Here is a 21117-nt window from a genome sequence, read left to right as displayed (position 1 = left end):
TCACTGACCAGCCTGGTCCAGTACGCCCCAGCGACGGCGGATCGCCTTGTCGGCCGCGCCGAACGCCGCGTCCACGGCCAGGCCCAGCACCAGGATGACGATCATCGTGGAGAGCAGCCACGGCGCGTCGGACAGCTCCCGCGAGTAGGTGAGCTGGGCACCCAGCGAGGTCTGCGAGATGCCGACGACGATCAGCTCGCCGGCCATCAGACTCCGCCAGGAGAACGCCCAACCCTGCTTGAGGCCCGCGACGATCGCCGGCAGGGCGGCCGGCGCGATCACGTACCGGTAGAGGTTGAGCCCCCGCGCGCCCAGGTTGCGACCGGCGCGCAGCAGCAGCGGTGGCACGTAGTCCACACCGGAGATCACCCCGTTGGCGATGGACGGCGCGGCGCCGAGCACCACCACGAAGAAGATCGCCTTCTCGCTCAGCTCGAACAGCAGGATGGCCAGCGGGAACCAGGCGATCGACGGCATGGTCTGCAACGCGGTGATCATCGAGCCGATGGCGGCCCGCAGCACCGTGGAGCGGGCCACCGCCAGGCCCAGCAGCAGGCCGACCGCGACCGAGAAGACATAGCCGACGGCGGCCCGCCGCAGCGTGGTGGCCAGGCCCTCCCAGAGCTGCGGACCCTGGGCCTGGGTCACCAGCTCGCGACCGACGACCAGCGGGCCGGGCAGGGAGTACGGCGGCTTCCAGCCCGACCAGACCACCACCTGCCAGGCCACGATGACGATGGCCAGCGCGGCCAGCTTGGGCCAGGTGGCCGCCCAGAGCCGGGTGCCGCGGGACACCTCCTTATCCCGACCGGCGATCTCCAGCGCGTCCAGGCCGGAGATCTCCGCGTCGCTGCGCGCCGTGCTGGTGAGGGTGTCACTGGCCATGGCGGCCCACCTCCGTACGGAGCCGTTCGGTGACCTCGGCGGCGATCGCGGCGACCTCGGGGGAGTCGATCCGCCGTGGCCGTGGGATGTCCACCTCGGTGGAGTAGATGATCCGGCCGGGGCGGCTGGAGAGCAGGATGATCCGGTCGGCCAGCCGGGCGGCCTCGCGGACGTTGTGCGTGACGAAGAGCACCGAGAGTCGGCGCTCGGACCAGATCCGTTCCAGCTCGTCGTGCAGGATGTCGCGGGTCATGGCGTCCAGCGCACCGAACGGCTCGTCCATCAGCAGCACCGGCGTGTCCAGGGCCAGCGTGCGGGCCAGCGCGACCCGCTGACGCATGCCGCCGGACAGTTCGTGTGGCCGCTTGCGACCGAACTCGGCCAGGTGCACCGTGCGCAGCAGGTCGGCCACCCGTTCGCGGCGCTCGGCGCGGGGCAGCCCGCGCAGCTTCAGCGGCACCTCGACGTTCGCGTCGACCGTCAGCCAGGGGAAGAGCGCCGGCTCCTGGAACATCAGCCCCGGATTGGCGCCGCCGGCGATGCCGATCTGCCCGCCGCTGGGCCGGTCCAGGCCGGCGACCAGGTTGAGCAGGGTGCTCTTGCCGCAGCCGGACGCGCCGACGAGGCAGACGAACTCGCCCGGCGCTACGTCCAGGGAGACCCCGTCCAGGGCCAGTACGGCGCTCGACCCGCGTCCGTACACCTTGGTCACGCCGGAGAGCGCGACCGCGGTGGTCGCGCTCTGCGGCGTCGTCGTGGTCGACGTCATGGCTGGACGACCTCGGGCTTGCCCTGCGCCTTGAGCGCCTTGTTGAGGTACGTGAGGTCGTACAGGCCCTTGAGGTCCACCGGCTCGGTCAGCTTGACCTCGACGGCGTGGTCGAGCCCGGCCTTGAGCGAGGTGGGGATCGGGTCGTTGGTGAACTCCAACGTCGGCCACGCCTGCTTGATCAGCTTGAGGTCCAGCGGCTTGCCGGTGATCTTGCCGATGGCGTCGGAGATGGCCTGCTGGGCCTCGTCCGGCTTGGTGTTGACGAACTCGTTCGCGGCCACCTGGCCGTCGACCAGCTTCTGCACCACGTCCGGGTGTGCCTTGAGGAACTTCGTGCTGACCAGCAGGTTGGTGATGACGAACTTCTTGTCCGGCCACAGGTCGCGCTCGTCGACGAGCACCTTGCCGCCGGCGTTGACCAGCCGGGAGACGAACGGCTCGGGCACCCAGGCGGCGTCGATCGCGCCGCTGTTGAAGGTCTCCACCGTCTGGGCGTTCTCCTGCGGCACGATCTTGACGTCGCCGCCACCCTCCTTGGTGGTGGTCAGCCCCTGCTGCTTGAGCCAGTAGCGGACCGCCACGTCCTGGGTGTTGCCGAGCTGCGGGGTGGCGACCTTCTTGCCCTTGAGGTCCTGCGGGCCGTTGATGCCCGGCTTGACCACCAGCGCCACGCCTCCGGAGGCGGCGCCGGAGACGACCCGGACGGCCTCGCCCTTGGACTTGGAGAACGCGTTCACGGTGGGGTTCGGGCCGATGTAGGTCGCGTCCAGCGCGCCGGAGAAGACGGCCTCGATGGCGGCCGGGCCGGCGTTGAAGGTCTTCGGTTCGAGCTTGACGTCGACGCCGAGCTTCTCGGCGAAGATGCCCTTCTCCACGCCGACGACGGCCGGCGCGTGGGTGATGTTGGGGAAGTAGCCGAGCCGCAGGGTCACCGGGCCGGAACTGCCCCCCGCGCCCTCGCTGTCGTCGCCGCACGCGGCCGTGCTGCCCAGGGTCGCCGCGCCGAGGGCGGCGAGGGTGGTCAGGGTGACCAACCGGCGTAGGGGGAGCCGTCTCATCGTCCATCCAATCCGCAGTATTCCTACTTAGTTGGTAGGAAGAGTGGGTCAGGCCGGGGTCAGCGTCAAGACCCATCCACATGCCGGGAAGGGGCGTCTCAGTTATGTCGGTATTTCCTACCGTCTTGCTAGGCCAATCGCGCGACACGGATTGTCGTACGTCGACGGGTTCGTCCGCTCCGGCTGGTTGCGCCGCGGGGAGGCCGAGCGGGTCGGCGTCGAGGTCCCGCCCCGGCTGGCCAACCCGGTGGCGGTGGCTCCGTGGAGGTCGCCGGTGGCGGGGATGCCGACGCGCTAGGGTCGATCCCGTGGCGGCGCGGAGATCCAGAATTCCAGCGACGAAGTATCCGGTCGAGCGGTTCACCCTCGACAACGGCCTGCGGGTGGTCCTGACCCCCGATCGCAGTGCCCCGGTGATCGGGGTGGCGGTGGTCTACGACGTCGGCATCCGCTCCGAGCCGGAGGGGCGTACGGGCTTCGCCCACCTCTTCGAGCATCTGATGTTCCAGGGCTCGGAGAACCTGGAGAAACTGGCCCACTTCCGGCACGTGCAGGGTGCCGGCGGCACGTTCAACGGCTCCACCCACCTGGACTACACCGACTACTTCGAGACGCTGCCGAGCAACGCGCTGGAGCGCGCGCTGTTCCTGGAGGCGGACCGGATGCGCGGGCCCCGGCTGACCGAGGAGAACCTGCGCAACCAGGTCGACGTGGTCAAGGAGGAGATCCGGGTCAACGTGCTCAGCCGGCCGTACGGCGGCTTTCCCTGGCTGACCCTGCCCCCGGTCATGTTCGACACGTTCCCGAACGCGCACGACGGCTACGGCTCGTTCGACGACCTGGAGTCGGCCACCGTCGCCGACGCCGCCGACTTCTTCCGCCGCTACTACGCCAGCGGCAACGCGGTGCTCGCCGTCAGCGGCGACATCGACGTGGCCGAGGCGACCGAGCTGGTCACCCGGCACTTCGGCGACGTCCCGGCCCGTCCCGCGCCGCGGCGGCCCGACTTCACCGAGCCCGACCTGACCGCCGAGCGACGCAGCTCGTACACCGACGCCCTGGCGCCGTTGCCGGCGGTGGCCGGCGCGTGGCGGGTGCCCGACCCGGTCGGCGACTTCGCCAACTACCTGCCGTACGTGGTGCTGGCCGAGGTGCTCACCGACGGCGACGCGTCCCGGCTGGTCGAACGACTGGTCCAGCGTGACCGCACGGTGACCAGCCTCGGCGGCTACCTCGGCTTCATGGGCGACCCGTTCGACGTCCGCGACCCCACCGCGCTGCTGCTCCAGGCGCACCTGCCACCGGGCGGCGACGTGGACAAGGTGCTGCGCACCGTCGACGAGGAACTGGACCGGCTGGCCACCGACGGGCTGACCGACGGCGAGCTGGCCCGCACCCAGGCCCGGATGGCCACCCACCTGCTGCGCGACACCGACGCGGTGCTCGGCCGGGCGCTGCGGATGGCGGTCCTGGAACAGCAACGCGGCGAGCCGGGCCTGCTCAACGACCTGCCCCGACTGGTCGGCGACGTCACCGAGGAGCAGGTCCGGGCCGCCGCGGCCACCCTGCGCCCGGAGCGCCGCGCCGCGGTCGAGGTCATCCCCGGAGGTGCCCGATGACCACCACCGCCACCGCCGGGCCGCGTACGCTGCCCCCGCTCGGCCCCACCCGCAAGCTCAAGGTGCCCAAGCAGGCCGAGCGCACGCTGCGCAACGGGCTCACCGTGATCGCCGTACGCCGGCCGGCGGTGCCCCTGGTCGAGCTGCGGCTCTGGGTACCGTTCGGCCGCGCCCACCTCGCGCGCGGCGCGATGCTCTCGCAGACCATGCTCTCCGGCACCGAGTCGATGACCAGCGTGCAGTTGGCCGCCGAGCTGCAGAAGGTGGGCGGCGGGCTGTCCGCGGGCGTCGACCCGGACCGGCTGATGCTCTCCGGCGCCGGCCTGGTCACCGGCCTGGACCGGATGCTGGAGCTGCTGGCCGAGGTGCTGACCGGCGCCAGCTACCCCAGCGACGAGGTGGCCGCCGAGCGGGACCGGCTGATCGACCGGATCCAGGTTGCCCAGAGCCAGCCGGCGCACCTGGCCCGGGAGGCGCTGCTGAAGCGGATCTACGGGCGACACCCGTACGCCACGCAGACCCCGGAGCCGGGCCAGATCCGTGCCGTCCGACCGGCGGCCCTGCGCAGCCTGCACGCCGAGCGGGTGCACCCCGCCGGGGCGCAGCTGGTGGTGGTCGGCGACGTGCAGCCGGAGAAGGCCCTGGACGCGGTCGAGCGGGCGCTCGGTGGGTGGGCCGGCGCCGGGCGTACGGCCACCCTGCCGGCCACCCCGCCGCTGGAGCCAGGGCCGCTGCTGCTTGTCGACCGACCCGGCTCGGTGCAGTCCTCGCTGCGGGTCGCGCTGCCCGCCGTGCCGCGCACCGACCCCGACCACGCGCCGCTGCAACTGGCCAACCTGATCTTCGGGGGCTACTTCTCGTCCCGCTGGGTGGAGAACATCCGCGAGGACAAGGGCTACACGTACGGCCCGCACTCGGTGATCGAGCACTCGGTGGCCGGGTCGGTTCTGGTCGCCGGCGCCGAGGTGGCCACCGAGGTCACCGGCCCGGCGCTGCTGGAGACCACGTACGAGCTGGGCCGGCTGGCGTCGCTGCCGCCGAAGCCGGAGGAGTTGGAGCAGGCCCGCCAGTACGCCCTGGGCACCCTCCAGCTCGGCATGTCCACCCAGGCCGGTCTGGCCGCGCTGACCAGCGCGTACGCCGGGAACGGGCTGCGGCTGGAGTTCCTCGCGGAGTACGCGGCCCGCCTGGCGCAGGCGACCGTCGACGACGTGGCGCGGGCTGCCGCCCACTACCTCGCGCCCGCCCGGGCGGCGGTGGTCGTGCTCGGCGACGCCGAGCGGATCACCCCCGGGCTGGCCGCGCTGACGCCGGTCCGCACCGAACCGGTGCAGCCGTGAGGCACCGCCACGGCCCGTCGGTCCGGGTGTCCGCCAGCGGCGGAGCGCTGACGTGAGCGGGGAGACGGCGCCGCCGCTGGCGCGGTCCACGCTGGATCGCGCCGCGCATCGGCGGGGCGACGCGCAGTGGCTGACCGAGGCGTGGCTGCGCGGCCGGATCCTGCTGCTCGACTCGACCAACGACGGGCGGACGCTCGCCCGTACCGACGTGTCGCCTCCCGCGCTGGTGCTGTTCGGCGCGGCCGACGTGCCGGCCGGCGCCGAGTCGACGGCGATGTTCCTCGGTGTCGAGCCGGACGGGGTGCCGGTCTTCGCGCTCGACACGCCGCTGCCGACGGTGCCGGGCACCCGGGCGGTCAACCTGCGGGAGGTGGGCCACCTGCTCGGGGATCGGGAGGCCGGCATCTTCACCACGGCGCTCGCGCTGCTCAACTGGCACACCCGGCACGGCTACTCGACGGCGACCGGCGCGCCGACCGTGATGGACGAGGCCGGCTGGTCCCGGGTGGATCGCAACGGTGCGCGGATCTGGCCGCGTACCGACCCGGCGATGATCGTGCTGGTGCACGACGGCGTCGACGGTCCCGAGGGCCGCTGCCTGCTCGGCAACAACGCCGGCTGGCCGGGCACCCCGGGTGGTCGGCGCTACTCCTGCCTGGCCGGATACGTCGAGCCGGGGGAGTCCGCGGAGGCCGCCGTGCTGCGCGAGGTCCGCGAGGAGGTGGGCATCTCCGTCGAGCGGATCAGGTACGTCGGCAGCCAGGCCTGGCCGTTCCCGGGCTCGCTGATGCTGGGCTTCCTGGCCACCGCCGACCCGGCGGATCCGGTGCAGGTCGACCCGTCCGAGATCGCGTACGCCAGGTGGTTCAGCCGCGAGGAGATCGGGGCCGCGTGTGCGGGAAGGGCCGTGGACGTGGGGGACGGGGCTCGGCTGATCCTGCCGCCGCCGTCGTCGATCGCGTTGTTCCTCATCCATCGCTGGCTGGACGGCTGGGTGGACGCCGACCACTGAGCACGGTCCCGGCCCGTGGCCGCCGTTGCCGCGGCGGTCACGGGCCGGGAACACGGGCCGTCGTGGTCGGTGGGAGCGATGGACGCGGCGGGGGAGCCGAGCCGACCACGACGGACGTCTGGGGTCAGGTGCCGGTGCGGCCGGGTCTGCGCCGGAAGACGGGCAGCGGCTCGCCGAGTGGCAGGACCTTGACCCGTTGCTTGCCGGCTCGCACCGCGCCGACCGTCGACAGGGCCCGGGCCAGCAGCAGCGCGGCGTCCCGGTCCTCGGCGTGCACGGTCTGCCGGCGCGGTTCCGGCGTGGTCGTCTCGTCGCGGAGGCCATGGCCGTCCGCCCAGGCGGCGGCGATGTCCCCGTCGGCGACGGTGCGGATGTCGGTGCGAACGATCAGGAACCGCATAAGGGTCTCCGGATGAACCGCGACGAATGAGCCAGTGTGGAAGTTCCACGTTCTCGTGGGTCATGTTACGCCCCGTGTTCATCCCAGCAAGTGAAACGCGCCTATTGTTTCCGAGCCTCGTCCGATCGGCGGATGCCTGGTCAGCGGGGTTGCCGCCGAACATGGCGACGGGGCCGCCGGCACCATGCCAACGGCCCCGCCCCGGTCAGGAGGATCAGTTCAGATCGAACTGGCCCGTCTTGGCCCCGGCGATGAAACCGAGCCACCCGGCCCGGTTGAACAGCAGCACCGGGCCGCCCCGGTCCTTGCTGTCGCGCAGCGCGACAGCCGACGGGCCGGTGCCCAGGGGGGCGACCTCCACGCAGTTGGAGGTCTGGCTGCGGGTGCTGGTACGCCACGGGGCGTCCGCCAACGAGCTGGCGGAGACGGACGGCGTGTTGTGGATGTCGTTCATGGCTCTGCTCCTGATGTGAACCGATCCGATGGGACGAGTGGTGCCGCACGCCCCGACGGAGGGTCCCCCGTGGATCACCGATCCGTCAGTCGCCCCGAGGCCCGGCGGCGTTGGGTCGGCGCCGTTGCCGGCCCGAACGCCACTGTGGATGGGGGCGTCGCCCCGGTCAGCCGTCCCGTCGCCTCGATCAGCCAGGAGAGGGTGTCCGAGGCGTCTAGTGCCGCCGTGCATAGCCACTCGAACACCACTTTATAGCGATTTAGCGTGATTGCCTCGGTCGACATGACGTCGGTGAACCCCCCTTCGATGGCCAATGTCTCCGGATCGAGCGGATCGGCGAACCGATAGAGGGAGAAGGCGGTCGGCGGAAGGTACCAATCGCCGATCTGGGTGTCCCGCAGAAGCAGGTGCAGAGTCACGTTGGGCAGCAGGGCAAGCTCGCACAGCTGGTGCAGCTGCTCGTGCAGCACCTCGGGCGGGCCGGCCCGGCGGCCGAGGGCCGCCTCCTCCAGCACCGCGGTGTAGCTCGGCGCGTGCGGCTCGCGGGTCAGCAGCAACTGGCGGGCCAACCGGGCCTGCACCTCGGTCTCCGGCTCGTCGGTCGGCTCCGGTTCGCCGGCGCCCTCGCTCACCTGGCGGGCCGAGACGATCCGGACCTTCGCGTACCCGGCGGTCTGCAGCAGACCCGGCACCAGAACCGGGTTGTACTCGGAGATCTCCGCGCAGCCCGCCTCCAGCTCGGCCCAACTGCGCTGCTGCTGCGTCATCACCGGAAAGTTCTTCAACCAGCCGCGCATGTCGCCGGCCTCACCGGCAATGGCGAGCAACTCCTCGCGCGACGCGGTGTCGGCCCCGTAGAGGTCGAGCAGAACGCCGACATCCTGCGGGTCCGGTCGGCTGCGGCCGTTCTCCATGCGGGACAGTTTGGACGCGGACGCCCAACCGATCCGTTCGATAACCTGGTCACCGGTGAGGCCCGCGGCTTCGCGCAGGCTGCGCAGTTCGATGCCCAACCGTCGGCGACGCATGATCGGGCTGGGTGCGGCAGGAGGCACAGTGTCCTCTTTCCCGTCGACCGCCGCAGACGCGACGGTAACTGTATGAAATTCGCCCCCCACGGTCAGTATGGACGGCGCGACCGGCGTCGGAGGTTCCGGCGGGGGCGTGTCTTGTCGAAAAATGGACCACGGATACGCCGGACGACGACGGACCCCGGGTCCCAGCCCCGTCGACCGCCCAGCCGGGCACGCCATCCCGCCGGAGGGAACCCATGCGCACCGTCCTGCGCCGACCCGACTTCCGCCTGCTGTTCGGCGGCCTGCTGGCCAGCATGACCGCCGAGTCGATCCTGCTGCTCGCGCTCGCCATCTGGGTCAAGGACCTGACCGGCTCCAACGGGCTCGCCGGCGGCATCATCTTCGCCGTCATCGCCCCGATGACGTTGGCGCCGCTGGTCGGTTGGTTCGTCGACCGGTACCCGCGCCGGCCCTTCTTCGTGACCGCGAACGTGGTCACCGCGCTGCTGCTCGCTCCGTTGTTCACCGTCCGCGACGCGGGCGACGTCTGGCTCGTCTACCTGGTGGCGGCCCTCTACGGCCTGTCGTCCATCACGCTCGGCGCGGCGCTCAGCGGGTTGATCCGGCAGTTGGTGCCGGTGGAGCTGCTCGCGGAGGCGAACGGCGTGCTGCAGACCGTACGCCAGGGGCTGCGGCTGGTCGGCCCGCTGGCCGGCGCGGCGCTCTACGCGGCGCTCGGCGGGTGGGCGCTGGCCGGGATCGGCATGGTCGGCTTCGTGACCGCGGCCGCGGTGGTGACCGCGGTGCCGAGCCCGGCGCTCACGCCGCCGACCGTGCGGCTGCGGTGGCCCGCCGAGCTGGGCGCCGGCCTGCGGCATCTGACCGGTGAGCCGGCGCTGCGCCGGGCCCTGCTCGGCTACGGGCTCGGATCGCTGGTGATGGGTTTCAGCGAATCGCTCATCTTCGCCTACGTCGACCAGGGGTTGGATCGGGACGCCGCCTTCGTGGGCGTGCTGGTCATGGTGCAGGGCGTCGGCGGGCTGTTCGGTGGGCTCTGCTCACCGGCGCTGGTCCGCCGACTCGGTGAGATCGGCACGCTGGCCGCCGGGGTGGCCTTCTTCTCGCCGGCCGCGCTCGCGCTCGCGTACCCCGATCTGCGGCTCGGGATCGTGGCGGTGCTGCTGGCCGGCGTCTCGCTGCCGTTGACGATGGTGGGCCTGCACACGCTGATCCAGCGACGTACGCCGCCCGGGCTGGTCGGACGGGTCGCGGCGGCCACCCAGGCGCTGGTCAGCGGCCCGCAGGCGCTCTCCATCGGCGCCGGTGCCCTGCTGGTCGGCGTCCTGGACTACCGGGCTTTGTTCCTGCTGGTCGGGGTGGCCACGCTGGCCGCCGGCGTCTACCTCTGGCGGGGCCGGCACCTGAGCGCGCCGGCCGGCGGCCGTGGGCCCACACCGCCGACCCGCCCGACCCTCCCCTCCCCGCGCCGCCCGGTCGACGCCGACATCGACGCGCCGGTGGCCACCGGACCCCGGCGACCGCCCCGGCGGTGACGAAGGTCGGACACGACGAACGGTGACGGATGTCGGACACGACGAACGGCCGCCCGGATCCGGGCGGCCGTTCGTCGAGAGGTGACCCGGCCGGTCAGGCGCTGAGGGTCGCCAGGTGCTGCTTGACCTGCGTGATCGAGGGGTTGGTCAGGGCGCTGCCGTCGGCGAAGCGCAGCGTCGGCACCGTCTGGTTGCCGCCGTTGACGCTCATCACGAACTCCGCGGCCTCCGGATCCCGCTCGATGTCGACCACCTCGTACCCGATGCCCTCCCGGTCGAGCTGCGACTTCAGCCGGTGGCAGTAGCCGCACCAGGGGGTGGAATACATCGTCAGCATGGTCGGATCCTCCAACTCCTCTGACCGCCGGCTTGCGGATCAAGCCGAGGCTGTCCGCTACAACGTCCGGCGGAGCTGAGATGATTCCTGGTTGTGGTGGTTCACTCAGCGTCGGAAGGCGTACTTGCCGGGCTGGACCCGGAGCAGCGCTCCGCGGTGACCGCACCCGCCGGCCCGGTCTGCATCCTCGCCGGCGCCGGCACCGGCAAGACCCGCGCGATCACCTCCCGGATCGCCCACCGGGCGCTCTCCGGGGAGATCTCCCCCCGGCACGTGCTCGCCGTCACCTTCACCGCCCGAGCCGCCGCCGAGATGCGACACCGTCTCACTCTGCTCGGGGCGCACGGGGTCCAGGCGCGGACATTCCACTCCGCCGCGCTGCGGCAGGTGCGCTACTTCGCTCCCCGACTGCTGGCCGGCCGGGCCATGCCCGAGCTGCTGGACAGCAAGGTGCGGCTGGTCACCCTCGCCGCCGCCCGGGTCGGCCTGCGTACCGACCGGGCCGCCGCGCGGGACCTGGCCGGCGAGATCGAGTGGGCCAAGTCGTCGCTGGTCGAGCCGGGGGACTACGTGGTGTCGGCGGCCCGGGCACTGCGGGACACACCGCACGAACCGGCGAAGGTGGCCGAGGTGTTCACCGCGTACGAGCAGCTCAAGCGCTCCAACGGGGTGATCGACTTCGAGGACATGCTGCGCGCCGCGGTGTGGGGCATCGAGGAGCACCGGGACGTCGCCGAGCAGGTCCGCGGTCAGTACCGGCACTTCGTGGTCGACGAGTACCAGGACGTCAACCCGCTCCAGCAGCGGTTGCTGGACGCCTGGCTGGGCGGCCGGGACGACCTGACCGTGGTCGGCGACGCCAGCCAGACGATCTACTCGTTCACCGGGGCGACCTCGTCGTACCTGGTCGACTTTCCGCGCCGGCACCGCAACGCCACAGTGGTCCGGCTGGTCCGCGACTACCGCTCCACCCCGCAGGTCGTCGGGCTGGCCAACGCGGTGATCTCCCAGGCCCGCGGCGCCGAGGCGCGGCTGCGGTTGGAGTTGAGCGGGCAGCGCCCCCCGGGACCGGAACCCGACCTGCGGATCTTCACCGACGAGCCGGCCGAGGCGAACGCGGTGGCCGCGCGCTGCCGGTCACTGATCGACGCGGGCACCCCGGCGAAGGAGATCGCCGTGCTGTTCCGCGTCAACGCGCAGTCCGAAGCGTACGAGAAGGCGCTCACCGAGGCCGCCGTGCCGTACGTGGTGCAGGGCGCGGAGCGGTTCTTCGAGCGGACCGAGGTGCGCCAGGCGATGGTCGCCCTGCGGTCGGCCACCCGCTCGATCCCCGGGGAGACCCCGTTGCCGACCGCCGTGGTCGAGGCGCTCACCGCGGTCGGCTGGGCCCCGGACGCGCCCCCGGCCGGTGGCGCCGCCCGCGAGCGCTGGGAGGCCCTGTCCGCGCTGGTCCAGCTCGCCGAGGAGTACGCGGCCACCCCCGAGGTGGTGCCGATCGGCGAGGCGGCGTCGGTGGAGCGCCCGGTCACCCTCACCGACTTCACCGAGGAACTGGCCCGCCGGGCCGCCCAGCAGCACGTGCCGACGGTGGACGGGGTCACGCTGGCGTCGCTGCACTCGGCCAAGGGGCTGGAGTGGGACGCGGTCTTCCTGGTCGGCCTCGCCGAGGGCACCCTGCCCACCACGTACGCCAAGACCGTCGAGCAGGTCGAGGAGGAGCGCCGGCTGCTCTACGTCGGCATCACCCGCGCGCGGCAGTGGCTCTGGCTGTCGTACGCCGCCGCGCGCTCGTCGGGCGGCCGTGCCCGGCGGCCGTCGCGGTTCCTGCCCCAGCTGGACCGCTCCGGCGGCACCGAGCGGGCGGGCGCCTCCACCGGTCCCGCGCGCCGCCCCGAACGGCGCCGGACGCAGATCGTGTCCTGTCGGATCTGCGGCGCGACCCTGCTCGCCGGCCCCGACCGCAAACTGGGTCGGTGCCCCACCTGTCCCTCCGACATCGACGATGAGCTGCACGAACGCCTGCGCGAGTGGCGGCAGCGGGTGGCCGGCGCGCAGAAGGTCCCGGCGTACGTGGTGTTCACCGACGCCACGTTGACCGCGCTGGCCGAGCGGCGTCCCGGCCGGCCGGAAGAGTTGATCGCCATCGCCGGCATCGGGCCCCGCAAACTGGGCCTCTACGGGGAGTCGGTGCTGGCGCTCGTGCAGGGCGCGGGGGTGGACGACGTCTGCCCGGAGAAAACTTTCGAAATCTCGTCGTAAATTCGTTTGCCCTCGCCCCCGGGCGAGGAATAGCCTCAGAACACACCACGCGAGCGGCGCCATTCCGGCTGCTCACGGGGGTTGGTCCAGTCGATTCGAGGAACGTGAGGGAGGTGGCCACCGTGGAGATCTTCACCTATGAGCGTCTGACGGCGATGCCGTCTGTCCCCGCTCCGCTGTCGGCTGTCTGGGTGGCCCTTGCGGCCGCACGACCGTCGGTTCCGCAGGTGCACCAGGTTCAGGCCGAGCTGAACTTGACCGTTGCGCCGATCGCCGGAGTCGAGGGGACCAGTGGCTTCACGGGCATGGGCATCGATGGCGCCAAGAAGCGCACGGATGTCCGCGGCGTTCCACCTCGAGGTAGACCGGTCTGATCCTCAGACACCGGCTCACCTCGAGGCCGCGGAACCCGCTACCGGGATCCGCGGCCTCAGTTTTTTGCCCCGCCGAAGTACGTCGGAATGCGATCCACGAGATCGAAGTGAGAGAGAGGTGACCGGGAGATGAGTCTGGCGTTGGCCCCCCTCGATGTGAGCGTCGAGCTGGAGGCGAACCTGCCCTGCCGGAAGTTCGACCCCGACCTGTGGTTCTCCGACTCGCCTGCCGAGCTCGAGCTGGCCAAGTCGCTCTGCGGGGACTGCCCGCTGCGCGTCGAGTGCCTGGCCGGGGCGGTGGAGCGAGCGGAGCCGTGGGGCGTCTGGGGCGGCGAGATCTTCGAGCGTGGCGCGGTCGTCCCGCGCAAGCGGCCCCGTGGCCGTCCGCGCAAGGAGGACGTCGCTCGTGACGCGGAGCTCCGGGTCGAGGCCGAGGCGCGCCTGGCAGCCACTGGGCTGTCCGAGGTGCGTGGCGCGGTCCGGCTGGCAGCCTGACATGTTCCCGACCCGTACCAACTACGCCGGTGGCACACCGGCAGTGAGTGAGAAAACGATGTTGAACGTTCCGAGTGGAGCCTTCGAGATGCAACTACTCCACGAAGCGTTGACCAGGGCTCGAATGCGCCGGCCTCAGGCCGGTCGTACCACCACGAGCACTGAGGCAACCCGATCCGCCCGTACCGTCGCCATGAACGGCCGCAACCAGTCGGCGCGCGACCTGGGCGTTCTCTAGTACCACCCCACGCAGAAGGGCGGGTGCCGACCGGCACCCGCCCTTCCTCACATCCTCAGGCGACCGGCGCGAAGCCCGGCAGCCAGCGCTCCAGGATGCTGCGGTACGGCGCCTTCGCCTCCAACTGGCAGAGCACCCCGATCGAGCCGAGCGTCACCCGGTGGATGAGCAGGTACGACGGGGGCAGGTTGAGCTTCCTGCTCAGCTGGTAGGTGGGGGAGCGAGGGCTGGCCAGCCGGGCCGCCTCGGCCCGTAGCCAGGCCCGGGTGAAGCGGAACCCGTCGGCCGCGATGGGCTCCAGCATCGGGCGGAGGAAGTCGAGGACACCCTCGGCGTCGATCTCGTCGGTGGAACCGATGAACCCCTCGTCCCGCAGTCCCGCCACCACCCCGTCCGCGTCGCCGCGCAGGGCCCGCCCGGCGATGCGGCCGATCGGCTCCGGCGTGCCCTCGGGCATCCGGGCCACCGCACCGAAGTCGATCACCCCGAGCCGGCCGTCGGCCAGCAGCCGGAAGTTTCCCGGGTGCGGGTCGGCGTGCAGAAGGCCGGCCCGCTGGGGCGCGGAGAGGTGCAACGTGGCCATGAGCCGGCCGGCCTCGTCCCGCTGCTCCTCGGTGCCGTCGAAGATGATGTCTGCCAGCGGGGTGCCGGTCACCCATTCGGTGACCAGCACCCGGGGCGACGCGGAGACCACCTCCGGGATGAAGATCTCCGGATCGTCGGCGTACGCGGCGGCGAAGGTGCGCTGCGACTCGGCCTCGAGCTCGTAGTCCAGCTCCTCGGTGATCCGCTCACGCAGCTCGACGAGGAGCGGCTTGACGTCGAGGCCGGGCTGGATCGCCCGGAACATCCCGCCCAGCCGGGAGAGCTGCTTGAGGTCGGTGAGGAGCGCGTCACCGGCCCCCGGGTACTGGATCTTGACCGCCACGTCGCGGCTGTTCGGCTCGCCGGACGGGCCGTAACCCGGCTCGCGCCACCGAGCCCGGTGCACCTGCCCGATGCTGGCCGCCGCCGCCGGGGTGTCGTTGAACTCGACGAACCGGTCGCGCCAGTCGGGGCCGAGCTGCTCGGCGAGCACCTTGTGCACGCTCGCGGCCGGCAGCGGCGGCGCGGCCTCCTGAAGTTTGGTCAGTGCCTGCCGGTACGGCGCGGCGATCTCCTCCGGCAGGGCCGCCTCGAAGACCGACAACGCCTGGCCGAACTTCATCGCCCCGCCCTTGAGCTGGCCCAACACGCTGAACAGCTGCTCGGCGGTGCGCTGCTGGATCTCCGCGGAGATCACGTCGGAGGCGAGCCCGGTGACACGCTTACCCATGCCGAGGACGGTCCGGCCGGCGAAGCCGAGCGGCAGAGCGGCGAGCTTGGCGGTCCGGGACACGGCCCGGCGCGGGATGTCGGTCACTTCGCCATTGTTACCGACCGGAGGGCTCCGCTGCTGCTGTGCGGCCGGGCTGGTGCGTACACCCGAGTCGGCGAACACCCGCACGCCGGGTGCGGCGGCCAACCTCGGCGGCGGAACCGGCCCGCTCCGGTGATCTCCATGGCGCCGCCCAGTGTCTCGGGGTGGCCGCCGTCGAGGTGCGCCAGGGCCTCCGCCACCGCGTACCCGATGGCCGCGAGCAGGGTGCCGGTCGCGCCGGCGGCCACCGGCTCGGCCGTGGCGAGCTGGGCGGCGAGCCCCGGCCAGGCCGGGTCGCGGTCGGCGCGATGCAGCTCGACGCAGCGCAGACAGGGCCCGGCGGGTGGACGGACCAACGGCCCGATGACCGGTACGCCTTCGCGCAGGGTCACCAGCAGGTGCGGCTGACGGCGCTGGGCGAGACCGGCGGCGAGCAGCGCGGGCGGACGGTCCGTGCCGAGCTGGATCAGCAGATCCACCCGGACGGCCCGGACCGGGTGGGTGCCGGTGCCCGGCGCGACACGGTCGACCGCCGCCCGGATCGCCGGGGCCAGCGGCCGGCCCAGCTCGGTGGCGGGGATGCCCGTCCCGACCAGGTCGATCGGCCGCACCGGGCCGGTGACGTGCGGAATCACCTGTCCGACGCCGGCCTGGGCCAGCGCCACCGCCAGTGGCCCGCCGAGCGCACCGGCACCGGTGAGCAGCACCCGGGCCGCCCGCCGGCGACGCAGAACCTGGGCGGGAGTGCCGGGCAGCCGAGCCGCGCCCAGGGCCAACGCTCCGGCCTCGGCGGCGAGCCGGGCCCGGACCGGACCGGCCAGGTCGCGGGGGAGCAGGCTGTGCGCCGGCACCAGCAGACCCGCCGCGCGCAGGGCGTCCAGCAGCGTACGCGCGTCGTCGGTGGAGACCTGGGCCGCGAGCGCCTGGGTCAGCACGTCCCGTTCGCTGCGGGTGCCGTCCAGCAGATCGAGCAGGGCAGCGGTACGCGGGTTGGCCAGCTCCACCAGCACGGCGGGCCCCGGGCCGACACCGATCTGGAGGGTGTGCCGATCCCGCCAGAGCCGGCTGAGGCCGGGAAGGAGCGTGGGGCGGGGCAGCGCGGTACGACTCATGGTGACGAATCGTGACCGCTTCCCTGCGCTCGGTCGATCGTTGTCCACAGGTGGCCGGGGCTGTATCCAGCCTTGTCCACAGGATCTGGCGGGTTATCCACAGGCCACTGGGCGTTGTTGTCGGTCACCCGACAGCCTGGCCGACGTTCGCGGGGGCCCTTCTTAAGGACCGCGACGGGGGGCGGGACGGCCACCACGGCCGTCCCGCCCCCCGTCGATCCGTACGGTTAGACCTTGGCCTTGCCGAGAATCCGGTTCACTGTTGTGCCGCAAACCGGACACTTGCCCTTGGCCATGTTCATTCCGGTCTTCGAGACCTCGACGTGCCCCTCGAAGTCCCGCTTCTCCTTGCACTTCACGCAGTAACCGTTGTAGGTCTGGGCCTGGTCGGCCACGGTAGCCCTCCTCGTCTCGTCCGCCGGTCAATACGGTCCCGGCGGGGTGCCCGGCGGCGGGCCACACGGGGCGCCGGCGCTGGGTCTCACTCCACGGCCACCCTCGTGACCGCTGGTCCGCGGACCCTACCCAGGTCTGGGCAGTTCCATGTCAGCTGTGCATCGGCCTGTGAGCAAGTCGACGTCGAGAGTGTGCATGGCGAATTAGGTCGGATAAGTCAGTTTGGCGGGGACACGCCGACCAAACCCTCACAGCCACCCGTGCGAGTGCCCCCGCGGCAGCGCCGAGCACGGTGATCACCTACGGTGGAGGGAGCCCGCGCGCTGCCGCGCCGTCGACGTACACGGTGGGTGACGAGACGTCCCGGCGACGACCGGCCCAAGAAATTTTCGGGACGCGGGGCGACCAAACACCATTTTTTGGGCGCGTGTCGTGCGGTTGACTCTTGCGGACTCCTGGTCAGTACGCATTAGCTTTCCTTCGTGACACGTAGCCGAGGCTGCGCGGGCCAGTGATGGCGGGGACGCGTAAGCCGGTCGTCGAGGTGCGGCGCAGCCAGCGTCGGCGACGCACGGTGTCTGCGTACCGTGACGGTGAGCGGGTGGTCGTCCTCATCCCGGACCAGTTCTCCCGGGCCGAGGAGAGCGAGTGGGTCGACCGTATGTTGGCGCGACTCGCCGCCCGCGAGGGCCGGCTCGCCCGCTCGGACGACGAACTGGTCGCCCGGGCCAACCGGCTGATCGACCAATACCTCGGCGGGTACGGCGCGAAGGCGGTGCCCGCCAGTGTCCGCTGGGTCACCAACCAGAACGGCCGCTGGGGCTCCTGCACGCCCGCCGACCGCAGCATCCGCATCTCGCACCGCGTCCAGGACATGCCCGACTGGGTGATCGACTACGTGCTGCTGCACGAGCTGACGCACCTCATCGTGCCCAGTCACAACGCTCGCTTCTGGGCGCTGGTCGGCCGCTACCCCAAGTCGGAGCGCGCCCGCGGCTACCTTGAGGGCGTCGCCGCCGCGTCCTGTGCCCCCGTCCCCACCTGATCGCACCCTGCCCGTGCCCTTGATCGGCACCAGGTCGGCGAGGTGGGGGCATCTCCACGACAGGACAGCGCAACATCGCCGACCTGGTGCCGATCATCAGCCGTGCGGGCTGGCCGCGCCGGGCGAGGGGGCGGGCCGGGGCGTTAGGGTCGGGTCATGGCGCGGCGGGTGGTGGTGGTGATGCTCGGGCCGGTGCGCTGGTCGCCGCCCGGGATCGACCGGGTGCAGTGGCGGGCGGCGCTCGCCGAGGACGTCGTCGACCTGGTCGCCACCCTCAACGAGGTGGACGTCGCCGTCGCGGTGACCCCGGCCGACCGTCCACTGGCGGACGCGCTGGTCTGGCCCGGTACCGCCGTCCACGAGGTGGCCGAGCCGACGCCGAACGCAGTGTTCGCCGCGTTGGACGGCTACGACCAGGCGGCCGTGCTCTGCGCTGACGTGCCCGACCTGCCCGCGCTGACCGTCGGCAAGCTGCTGCGCCCGCTCACCACCCGGTCGGTCGCCGTGGCGCCGGTGGAGGGGGGTGGGCCGGGTCTGCTCGGAGTGGCCGTACGACTGCCCGTGCCGGAGTGGTTGCCCCCGCTCGACCTGGACACGGCGACGCCGGCGGACGCCCGAGCCGGTGCTCCCGCGCCCGGGGACGTCGCCGTCACGGCCGGCTGGCGCCGCCAGCGCGGACCGGCCGACCTCGCCACCCTGGACCCGGCCTTCGAGGGTTGGGAGGCCACCCGCGCGCTGCTGTCGGGCTCGGGTCGCCCCGCCTGACCAGGCAATCCTGCGCCCCGCCGCAACGGTGACGCGGCGCGGACGCGTGCCGGGTGCCCGCCGCCGAGTGGCGCGGGCACCCGGGCTCGCGCGTCAGGCCTTGGTGTCGCCGTCGGTGTTGGTGTCGCCCTCGGTGTCGTCGGACTGGCCCGGGGCCTTCTCCTCCACCCCACCAGGCGCGGTGAAGTCGAAGCTGTCCAGCTCGCTCAGGTCCGTGTCGTTCATCGCGAAGGCCACCGGGTCGGCGAAGTCGTCGTCCGACGGGAGCAGGTCCGGGTGGCCCCAGACGGCGTCCCGGCCTTCGATGCCGCGGTGCTGGGTGAGCGCCGCCCACAGGGCCGCCGCCTCGCGCAGCCGGCGCGGGCGCAGCTCCAGGCCGACGAGCGCGGCGAAGGTCTGCTCGGCGGGGCCGCCGGCGGCCCGGCGGCGGCGGAACGCCTCGCCCAACCGGACGACGTTGGGCAGGCGGTCACTGGCCGCGCTGTCCACGACGTGGCACACCCAGCCCTCGACCAGGGCCAGCGCGGTCTCCAACCGGGCCAGCGAGGCCTTCTGCGCCGGGCTGTCCTCCGGGGTGAAGATGCCTTCCAGGGCGATCGCCTGCATCGACTCCGGGTCGGTCGGGTCGACCCGGCCCATCGCCTCCTCGATCGCCTCGCGGTTGACCCGGATGCCCGAGGCGTACATCTCCACGGCGCTGAGCACGTGCCCGCGCAACCACGGGACGTGCTGGAACAGCCGCTGGTGGGCGGCCTCGCGCAGCGCCACGTAGAGGCGGACCTCGTCCTCGGGCAGCTCCAGGCCCTCGCCGTACGCGCGGATGTTGGCCGGGATCAGCGCGGCCGTGCCAGCCGGGCCGAGCGGCAGCCCGATGTCACCGGCGGAGAGCACCTCCGCGGCGAGCGAGCCGAGGGCCTGCCCCAGCTGACCGCCGAAGAGCGCGCCACCGAGGGTGGCCACCATCGACTGCATCGGGCCGAGCTGGGCGCGCGCCTCCGGCGGCACCAGGTCGCCCATCGCGCCGACCATGCGGTTGGCCACCGGGTCGCAGAGCTTGCGCCACACGTCGAGCGTCTTGAAGATCCACTCATTGCGGTTCCAGGCGACCGGGGACTGGATGCCCGACGGCCAGGACGAGGCCGGCTCCAACCACAGGTCGGCCAGGCGCAACGCCTCCTCTACCGCGTTGCGCTCGTACGGCGACACCGCCGGGTCGCCGGCGGCGGCGAGCTGGCTGGCCGCCACCTGCCGGGCCAGGTCCCAGTTGACCGGCCCGCTGCCCGGCGCGGAGAGCAGGTGCTGCAACTGCGACATGAACTGCTGCATCTGCGCGGGATCGTTGGGGTCTGGTGGTTGCCCACCCGGGAGCGCGAAACCGAACGGAATATCAGGCACGACGTCTACGGTACGCGGGCCGCGCCCCAGGTAGCCGCCGCTGGCGTTGCGCTGAGGGCGAAGTCGCGCGGCGCATCCGTCGGGTGGGCCCGGAGCAATCGGTACGCTCTGGCGCATGAGACGTCGTGGCCTGACGGTCCTGCTCGGTGCCCTGTTCACCGCCCTGCTGAGCATCGGGGTGCTCCGGGTGCCGATCCCGTACGTGGTGCTCGGCCCGGGCCCGACGGTCAACACCCTCGGCACGGCCGACGGTAAGGAGGTCATCCAGGTCACCGGCCGGGAGACCTCCACCTCCGCCGGCCAGCTCCGGCTGACGACGGTGGGGGTGCAGCCCACGGTGCGGCTCCGCTCGGCGATCGCCGGCTGGTTCTCCCACGACGAGGCCGTGGTGCCGCGCGAGCTGGTCTACCCGCCGGGGGAGTCGACGGAGCAGGTCGAGCAGCGCAACGCCGAGGACTTCAAGGTGTCGCAGACCAGCGCCGAGACCGCCGCGCTGCGTGAGCTGGGCTTCCCCGTGCAGGTGGTGATCAAGACGGTGGCCGCGGACGGCCCGTCCGCCGGCGCGCTCCGGGTCGGCGACGTGGTCACCTCGGTCGACGGTAAGCCGGTGCCGGTGGCCGCCAAGGTCACCGAGCTGATCCGGGCCAAGCCGGCCGGTACGGCCCTGAGCATCGGTTACACGCGCGACGGCACGGCGTCCACCGCGACGGTGACGAGCCGCGAGCAGGACGGCCGGCCGCGGATCGGCGTCGAGATCGACCAGCAGCAGCCGCATCCGTTCACGCTCGGCATCGACCTGGGGGACATTGGTGGCCCGAGCGCCGGCCTGATGTTCGCGCTGGGCATCGTGGACAAGCTGACGCCGGCCGACCTCACCGGCGGAAAGGTCATCGCGGGCACCGGCACCATCGACGACGAGGGCACGGTCGGCCCGATCGGCGGGATCGCCCAGAAGCTGGTGGGCGCGAAGCGTGCGGGGGCCAAGGTCTTCCTGGTGCCGGCGGACAACTGCGCCGAGGCGGTCCGCAATCCGCAGCCCGACCTGCCGTTGCTGAAGGTGGGCTCGCTGGACGAGGCGCTTACCGCTCTGGAGACGTTGCGCGCGGGTGGTCAGCCGACCCGCTGCTGACCGGTGTGACCGTGCCCCGACACGTTCAGAAACACCCCGTACTCTGGGTGCCTGATCGGAGCCG

21 protein-coding genes are annotated in these 21117 nt (G+C 72.2%); 10 read left to right on the top strand and 11 right to left on the bottom strand.

What is annotated here, in order from left to right:
* Genes ABZU53_RS03970 through ABZU53_RS03960 form a run of 3 tightly spaced genes read right to left on the bottom strand, consistent with a single transcriptional unit; the run spans position 1 to position 2715 of the window.
* Positions 1 to 885 (bottom strand): ABC transporter permease, encoded by an 885-nt coding sequence (locus ABZU53_RS03970; RefSeq protein ID WP_355063711.1) that lies wholly within the window; start codon positions 883 to 885, stop codon positions 1 to 3.
* Entirely contained in the window at positions 875 to 1654 is a 780-nt protein-coding gene (locus ABZU53_RS03965) for an ABC transporter ATP-binding protein (protein WP_354861525.1), read from the bottom strand. The genes ABZU53_RS03970 and ABZU53_RS03965 overlap by 11 nt, the downstream gene beginning before the upstream one ends.
* Positions 1651 to 2715 carry an ABC transporter substrate-binding protein gene (locus ABZU53_RS03960; protein WP_355063709.1) on the bottom strand — a complete coding sequence of 355 codons (1065 nt, stop codon included), beginning with the start codon at positions 2713 to 2715 and terminating at the stop codon, positions 1651 to 1653. The genes ABZU53_RS03965 and ABZU53_RS03960 overlap by 4 nt, the downstream gene beginning before the upstream one ends.
* A gap of 308 nt (positions 2716 to 3023) precedes the next feature.
* On the opposite strand from ABZU53_RS03960, the gene ABZU53_RS03955 reads away from it, so the two are divergent.
* The 3 genes from ABZU53_RS03955 to nudC are packed head-to-tail and all read left to right on the top strand — an operon-like array spanning position 3024 to position 6686.
* Positions 3024 to 4334 carry a pitrilysin family protein gene (locus ABZU53_RS03955; RefSeq protein WP_354861529.1) on the top strand — a complete coding sequence of 437 codons (1311 nt, stop codon included), beginning with the start codon at positions 3024 to 3026 and terminating at the stop codon, positions 4332 to 4334.
* Positions 4331 to 5674, top strand: coding sequence for a pitrilysin family protein (locus ABZU53_RS03950; protein ID WP_355063707.1), 1344 nt, complete (start codon positions 4331 to 4333; stop codon positions 5672 to 5674). Before ABZU53_RS03955 ends, ABZU53_RS03950 begins: the two co-directional genes overlap by 4 nt.
* 52 nt (positions 5675 to 5726) lie before the next feature.
* A complete protein-coding gene (gene nudC, locus ABZU53_RS03945) occupies positions 5727 to 6686 on the top strand; it encodes an NAD(+) diphosphatase (protein WP_355063705.1) in 960 nt (319 codons plus the stop codon).
* Between the two features lie 124 nt (positions 6687 to 6810).
* Here the strand turns inward: nudC and ABZU53_RS03940 are convergent, their stop codons facing one another.
* From ABZU53_RS03940 to ABZU53_RS03930, 3 genes are all read right to left on the bottom strand, one after another.
* Positions 6811 to 7086, bottom strand: a complete 276-nt coding sequence (locus ABZU53_RS03940; RefSeq protein ID WP_354861533.1) for a hypothetical protein — start codon at positions 7084 to 7086, stop codon at positions 6811 to 6813.
* Positions 7087 to 7300: 214 nt separating this feature from the next.
* Positions 7301 to 7540, bottom strand: coding sequence for a DUF397 domain-containing protein (locus ABZU53_RS03935; RefSeq protein ID WP_354861535.1), 240 nt, complete (start codon positions 7538 to 7540; stop codon positions 7301 to 7303).
* A 74-nt stretch (positions 7541 to 7614) separates the two neighbouring features.
* A complete protein-coding gene (locus ABZU53_RS03930; RefSeq protein WP_354861536.1) occupies positions 7615 to 8595 on the bottom strand; it encodes a helix-turn-helix transcriptional regulator in 981 nt (326 codons plus the stop codon).
* A 215-nt stretch (positions 8596 to 8810) separates the two neighbouring features.
* Here ABZU53_RS03930 and ABZU53_RS03925 point away from each other — a divergent pair, with 215 nt between their 5' ends.
* The gene (locus ABZU53_RS03925; RefSeq protein ID WP_355063703.1) at positions 8811 to 10109 is read left to right on the top strand and encodes an MFS transporter; all 1299 of its coding nucleotides are present in this window, start codon (positions 8811 to 8813) and stop codon (positions 10107 to 10109) included.
* 94 nt (positions 10110 to 10203) lie between these two features.
* On the opposite strand, the gene ABZU53_RS03920 is transcribed toward ABZU53_RS03925, so the two are convergent.
* Positions 10204 to 10446 (bottom strand): mycoredoxin, encoded by a 243-nt coding sequence (locus ABZU53_RS03920; protein WP_355063701.1) that lies wholly within the window; start codon positions 10444 to 10446, stop codon positions 10204 to 10206.
* A gap of 93 nt (positions 10447 to 10539) precedes the next feature.
* Here ABZU53_RS03920 and ABZU53_RS03915 point away from each other — a divergent pair, with 93 nt between their 5' ends.
* From ABZU53_RS03915 to ABZU53_RS03905, 3 genes are all read left to right on the top strand, one after another.
* Positions 10540 to 12705 (top strand): ATP-dependent DNA helicase UvrD2, encoded by a 2166-nt coding sequence (locus ABZU53_RS03915; protein ID WP_355063699.1) that lies wholly within the window; start codon positions 10540 to 10542, stop codon positions 12703 to 12705.
* Between the two features lie 122 nt (positions 12706 to 12827).
* Positions 12828 to 13079, top strand: coding sequence for a hypothetical protein (locus ABZU53_RS03910; protein WP_354861542.1), 252 nt, complete (start codon positions 12828 to 12830; stop codon positions 13077 to 13079).
* 129 nt (positions 13080 to 13208) lie between these two features.
* Positions 13209 to 13574 (top strand): WhiB family transcriptional regulator, encoded by a 366-nt coding sequence (locus ABZU53_RS03905; RefSeq protein WP_354861543.1) that lies wholly within the window; start codon positions 13209 to 13211, stop codon positions 13572 to 13574.
* A gap of 293 nt (positions 13575 to 13867) precedes the next feature.
* On the opposite strand, the gene ABZU53_RS03900 is transcribed toward ABZU53_RS03905, so the two are convergent.
* From ABZU53_RS03900 to ABZU53_RS03890, 3 genes are all read right to left on the bottom strand, one after another.
* Positions 13868 to 15214 carry an AarF/ABC1/UbiB kinase family protein gene (locus tag ABZU53_RS03900; RefSeq protein ID WP_355063697.1) on the bottom strand — a complete coding sequence of 449 codons (1347 nt, stop codon included), beginning with the start codon at positions 15212 to 15214 and terminating at the stop codon, positions 13868 to 13870.
* Positions 15211 to 16323 carry a hypothetical protein gene (locus ABZU53_RS03895; RefSeq protein ID WP_355063696.1) on the bottom strand — a complete coding sequence of 371 codons (1113 nt, stop codon included), beginning with the start codon at positions 16321 to 16323 and terminating at the stop codon, positions 15211 to 15213. Before ABZU53_RS03895 ends, ABZU53_RS03900 begins: the two co-directional genes overlap by 4 nt.
* Before the next feature lie 227 nt (positions 16324 to 16550).
* Positions 16551 to 16718 carry a DUF5679 domain-containing protein gene (locus ABZU53_RS03890; RefSeq protein ID WP_007464795.1) on the bottom strand — a complete coding sequence of 56 codons (168 nt, stop codon included), beginning with the start codon at positions 16716 to 16718 and terminating at the stop codon, positions 16551 to 16553.
* A gap of 515 nt (positions 16719 to 17233) precedes the next feature.
* Between ABZU53_RS03890 and ABZU53_RS03885 the strand changes: the two genes are divergently transcribed.
* On the top strand, positions 17234 to 17764 hold the full coding sequence (locus tag ABZU53_RS03885; protein WP_354862708.1) for a M48 family metallopeptidase: 531 nt from the start codon (positions 17234 to 17236) through the stop codon (positions 17762 to 17764).
* Between the two features lie 156 nt (positions 17765 to 17920).
* Complete coding sequence (locus ABZU53_RS03880) at positions 17921 to 18529, top strand: hypothetical protein (protein WP_354862709.1); 609 nt, start codon at positions 17921 to 17923, stop codon at positions 18527 to 18529.
* Positions 18530 to 18622: 93 nt separating this feature from the next.
* Here ABZU53_RS03880 and ABZU53_RS03875 read toward each other — a convergent pair whose 3' ends face one another.
* Entirely contained in the window at positions 18623 to 19924 is a 1302-nt protein-coding gene (locus ABZU53_RS03875) for a zinc-dependent metalloprotease (protein ID WP_355063694.1), read from the bottom strand.
* A 115-nt stretch (positions 19925 to 20039) separates the two neighbouring features.
* Between ABZU53_RS03875 and ABZU53_RS03870 the strand changes: the two genes are divergently transcribed.
* Positions 20040 to 21053, top strand: coding sequence for a PDZ domain-containing protein (locus tag ABZU53_RS03870; protein WP_355063692.1), 1014 nt, complete (start codon positions 20040 to 20042; stop codon positions 21051 to 21053).
* The last annotated feature ends 64 nt before the right edge of the window (positions 21054 to 21117 follow it).

The organism is Micromonospora sp. NPDC005194 (assembly GCF_040608335.1).
Classification (GTDB): domain Bacteria; phylum Actinomycetota; class Actinomycetes; order Mycobacteriales; family Micromonosporaceae; genus Micromonospora.
The sequence above is the reverse complement of the archived record's forward strand: the minus strand, read 5'-3'. Positions and strand labels throughout refer to the sequence as shown.

Bases quoted from the DNA above. Each gene is read 5' to 3' on its own strand.
- ABZU53_RS03905 (WP_354861543.1), top strand. From the start codon at position 13,209: ATGAGTCTGGCGTTGGCCCCCCTCGATGTGAGCGTCGAGCTGGAGGCG.
- ABZU53_RS03925 (WP_355063703.1), top strand. From the start codon at position 8,811: ATGCGCACCGTCCTGCGCCGACCCGACTTCCGCCTGCTGTTCGGCGGC.
- ABZU53_RS03885 (WP_354862708.1), top strand. From the start codon at position 17,234: ATGGCGGGGACGCGTAAGCCGGTCGTCGAGGTGCGGCGCAGCCAGCGT.
- ABZU53_RS03895 (WP_355063696.1), bottom strand. From the start codon at position 16,323: ATGAGTCGTACCGCGCTGCCCCGCCCCACGCTCCTTCCCGGCCTCAGC.
- ABZU53_RS03920 (WP_355063701.1), bottom strand. From the start codon at position 10,446: ATGCTGACGATGTATTCCACCCCCTGGTGCGGCTACTGCCACCGGCTG.
- ABZU53_RS03960 (WP_355063709.1), bottom strand. From the start codon at position 2,715: ATGAGACGGCTCCCCCTACGCCGGTTGGTCACCCTGACCACCCTCGCC.
- ABZU53_RS03880 (WP_354862709.1), top strand. From the start codon at position 17,921: ATGGCGCGGCGGGTGGTGGTGGTGATGCTCGGGCCGGTGCGCTGGTCG.
- ABZU53_RS03940 (WP_354861533.1), bottom strand. From the start codon at position 7,086: ATGCGGTTCCTGATCGTTCGCACCGACATCCGCACCGTCGCCGACGGG.
- ABZU53_RS03965 (WP_354861525.1), bottom strand. From the start codon at position 1,654: ATGACGTCGACCACGACGACGCCGCAGAGCGCGACCACCGCGGTCGCG.
- ABZU53_RS03935 (WP_354861535.1), bottom strand. From the start codon at position 7,540: ATGAACGACATCCACAACACGCCGTCCGTCTCCGCCAGCTCGTTGGCG.
- ABZU53_RS03870 (WP_355063692.1), top strand. From the start codon at position 20,040: ATGAGACGTCGTGGCCTGACGGTCCTGCTCGGTGCCCTGTTCACCGCC.
- ABZU53_RS03970 (WP_355063711.1), bottom strand. From the start codon at position 885: ATGGCCAGTGACACCCTCACCAGCACGGCGCGCAGCGACGCGGAGATC.
- ABZU53_RS03950 (WP_355063707.1), top strand. From the start codon at position 4,331: ATGACCACCACCGCCACCGCCGGGCCGCGTACGCTGCCCCCGCTCGGC.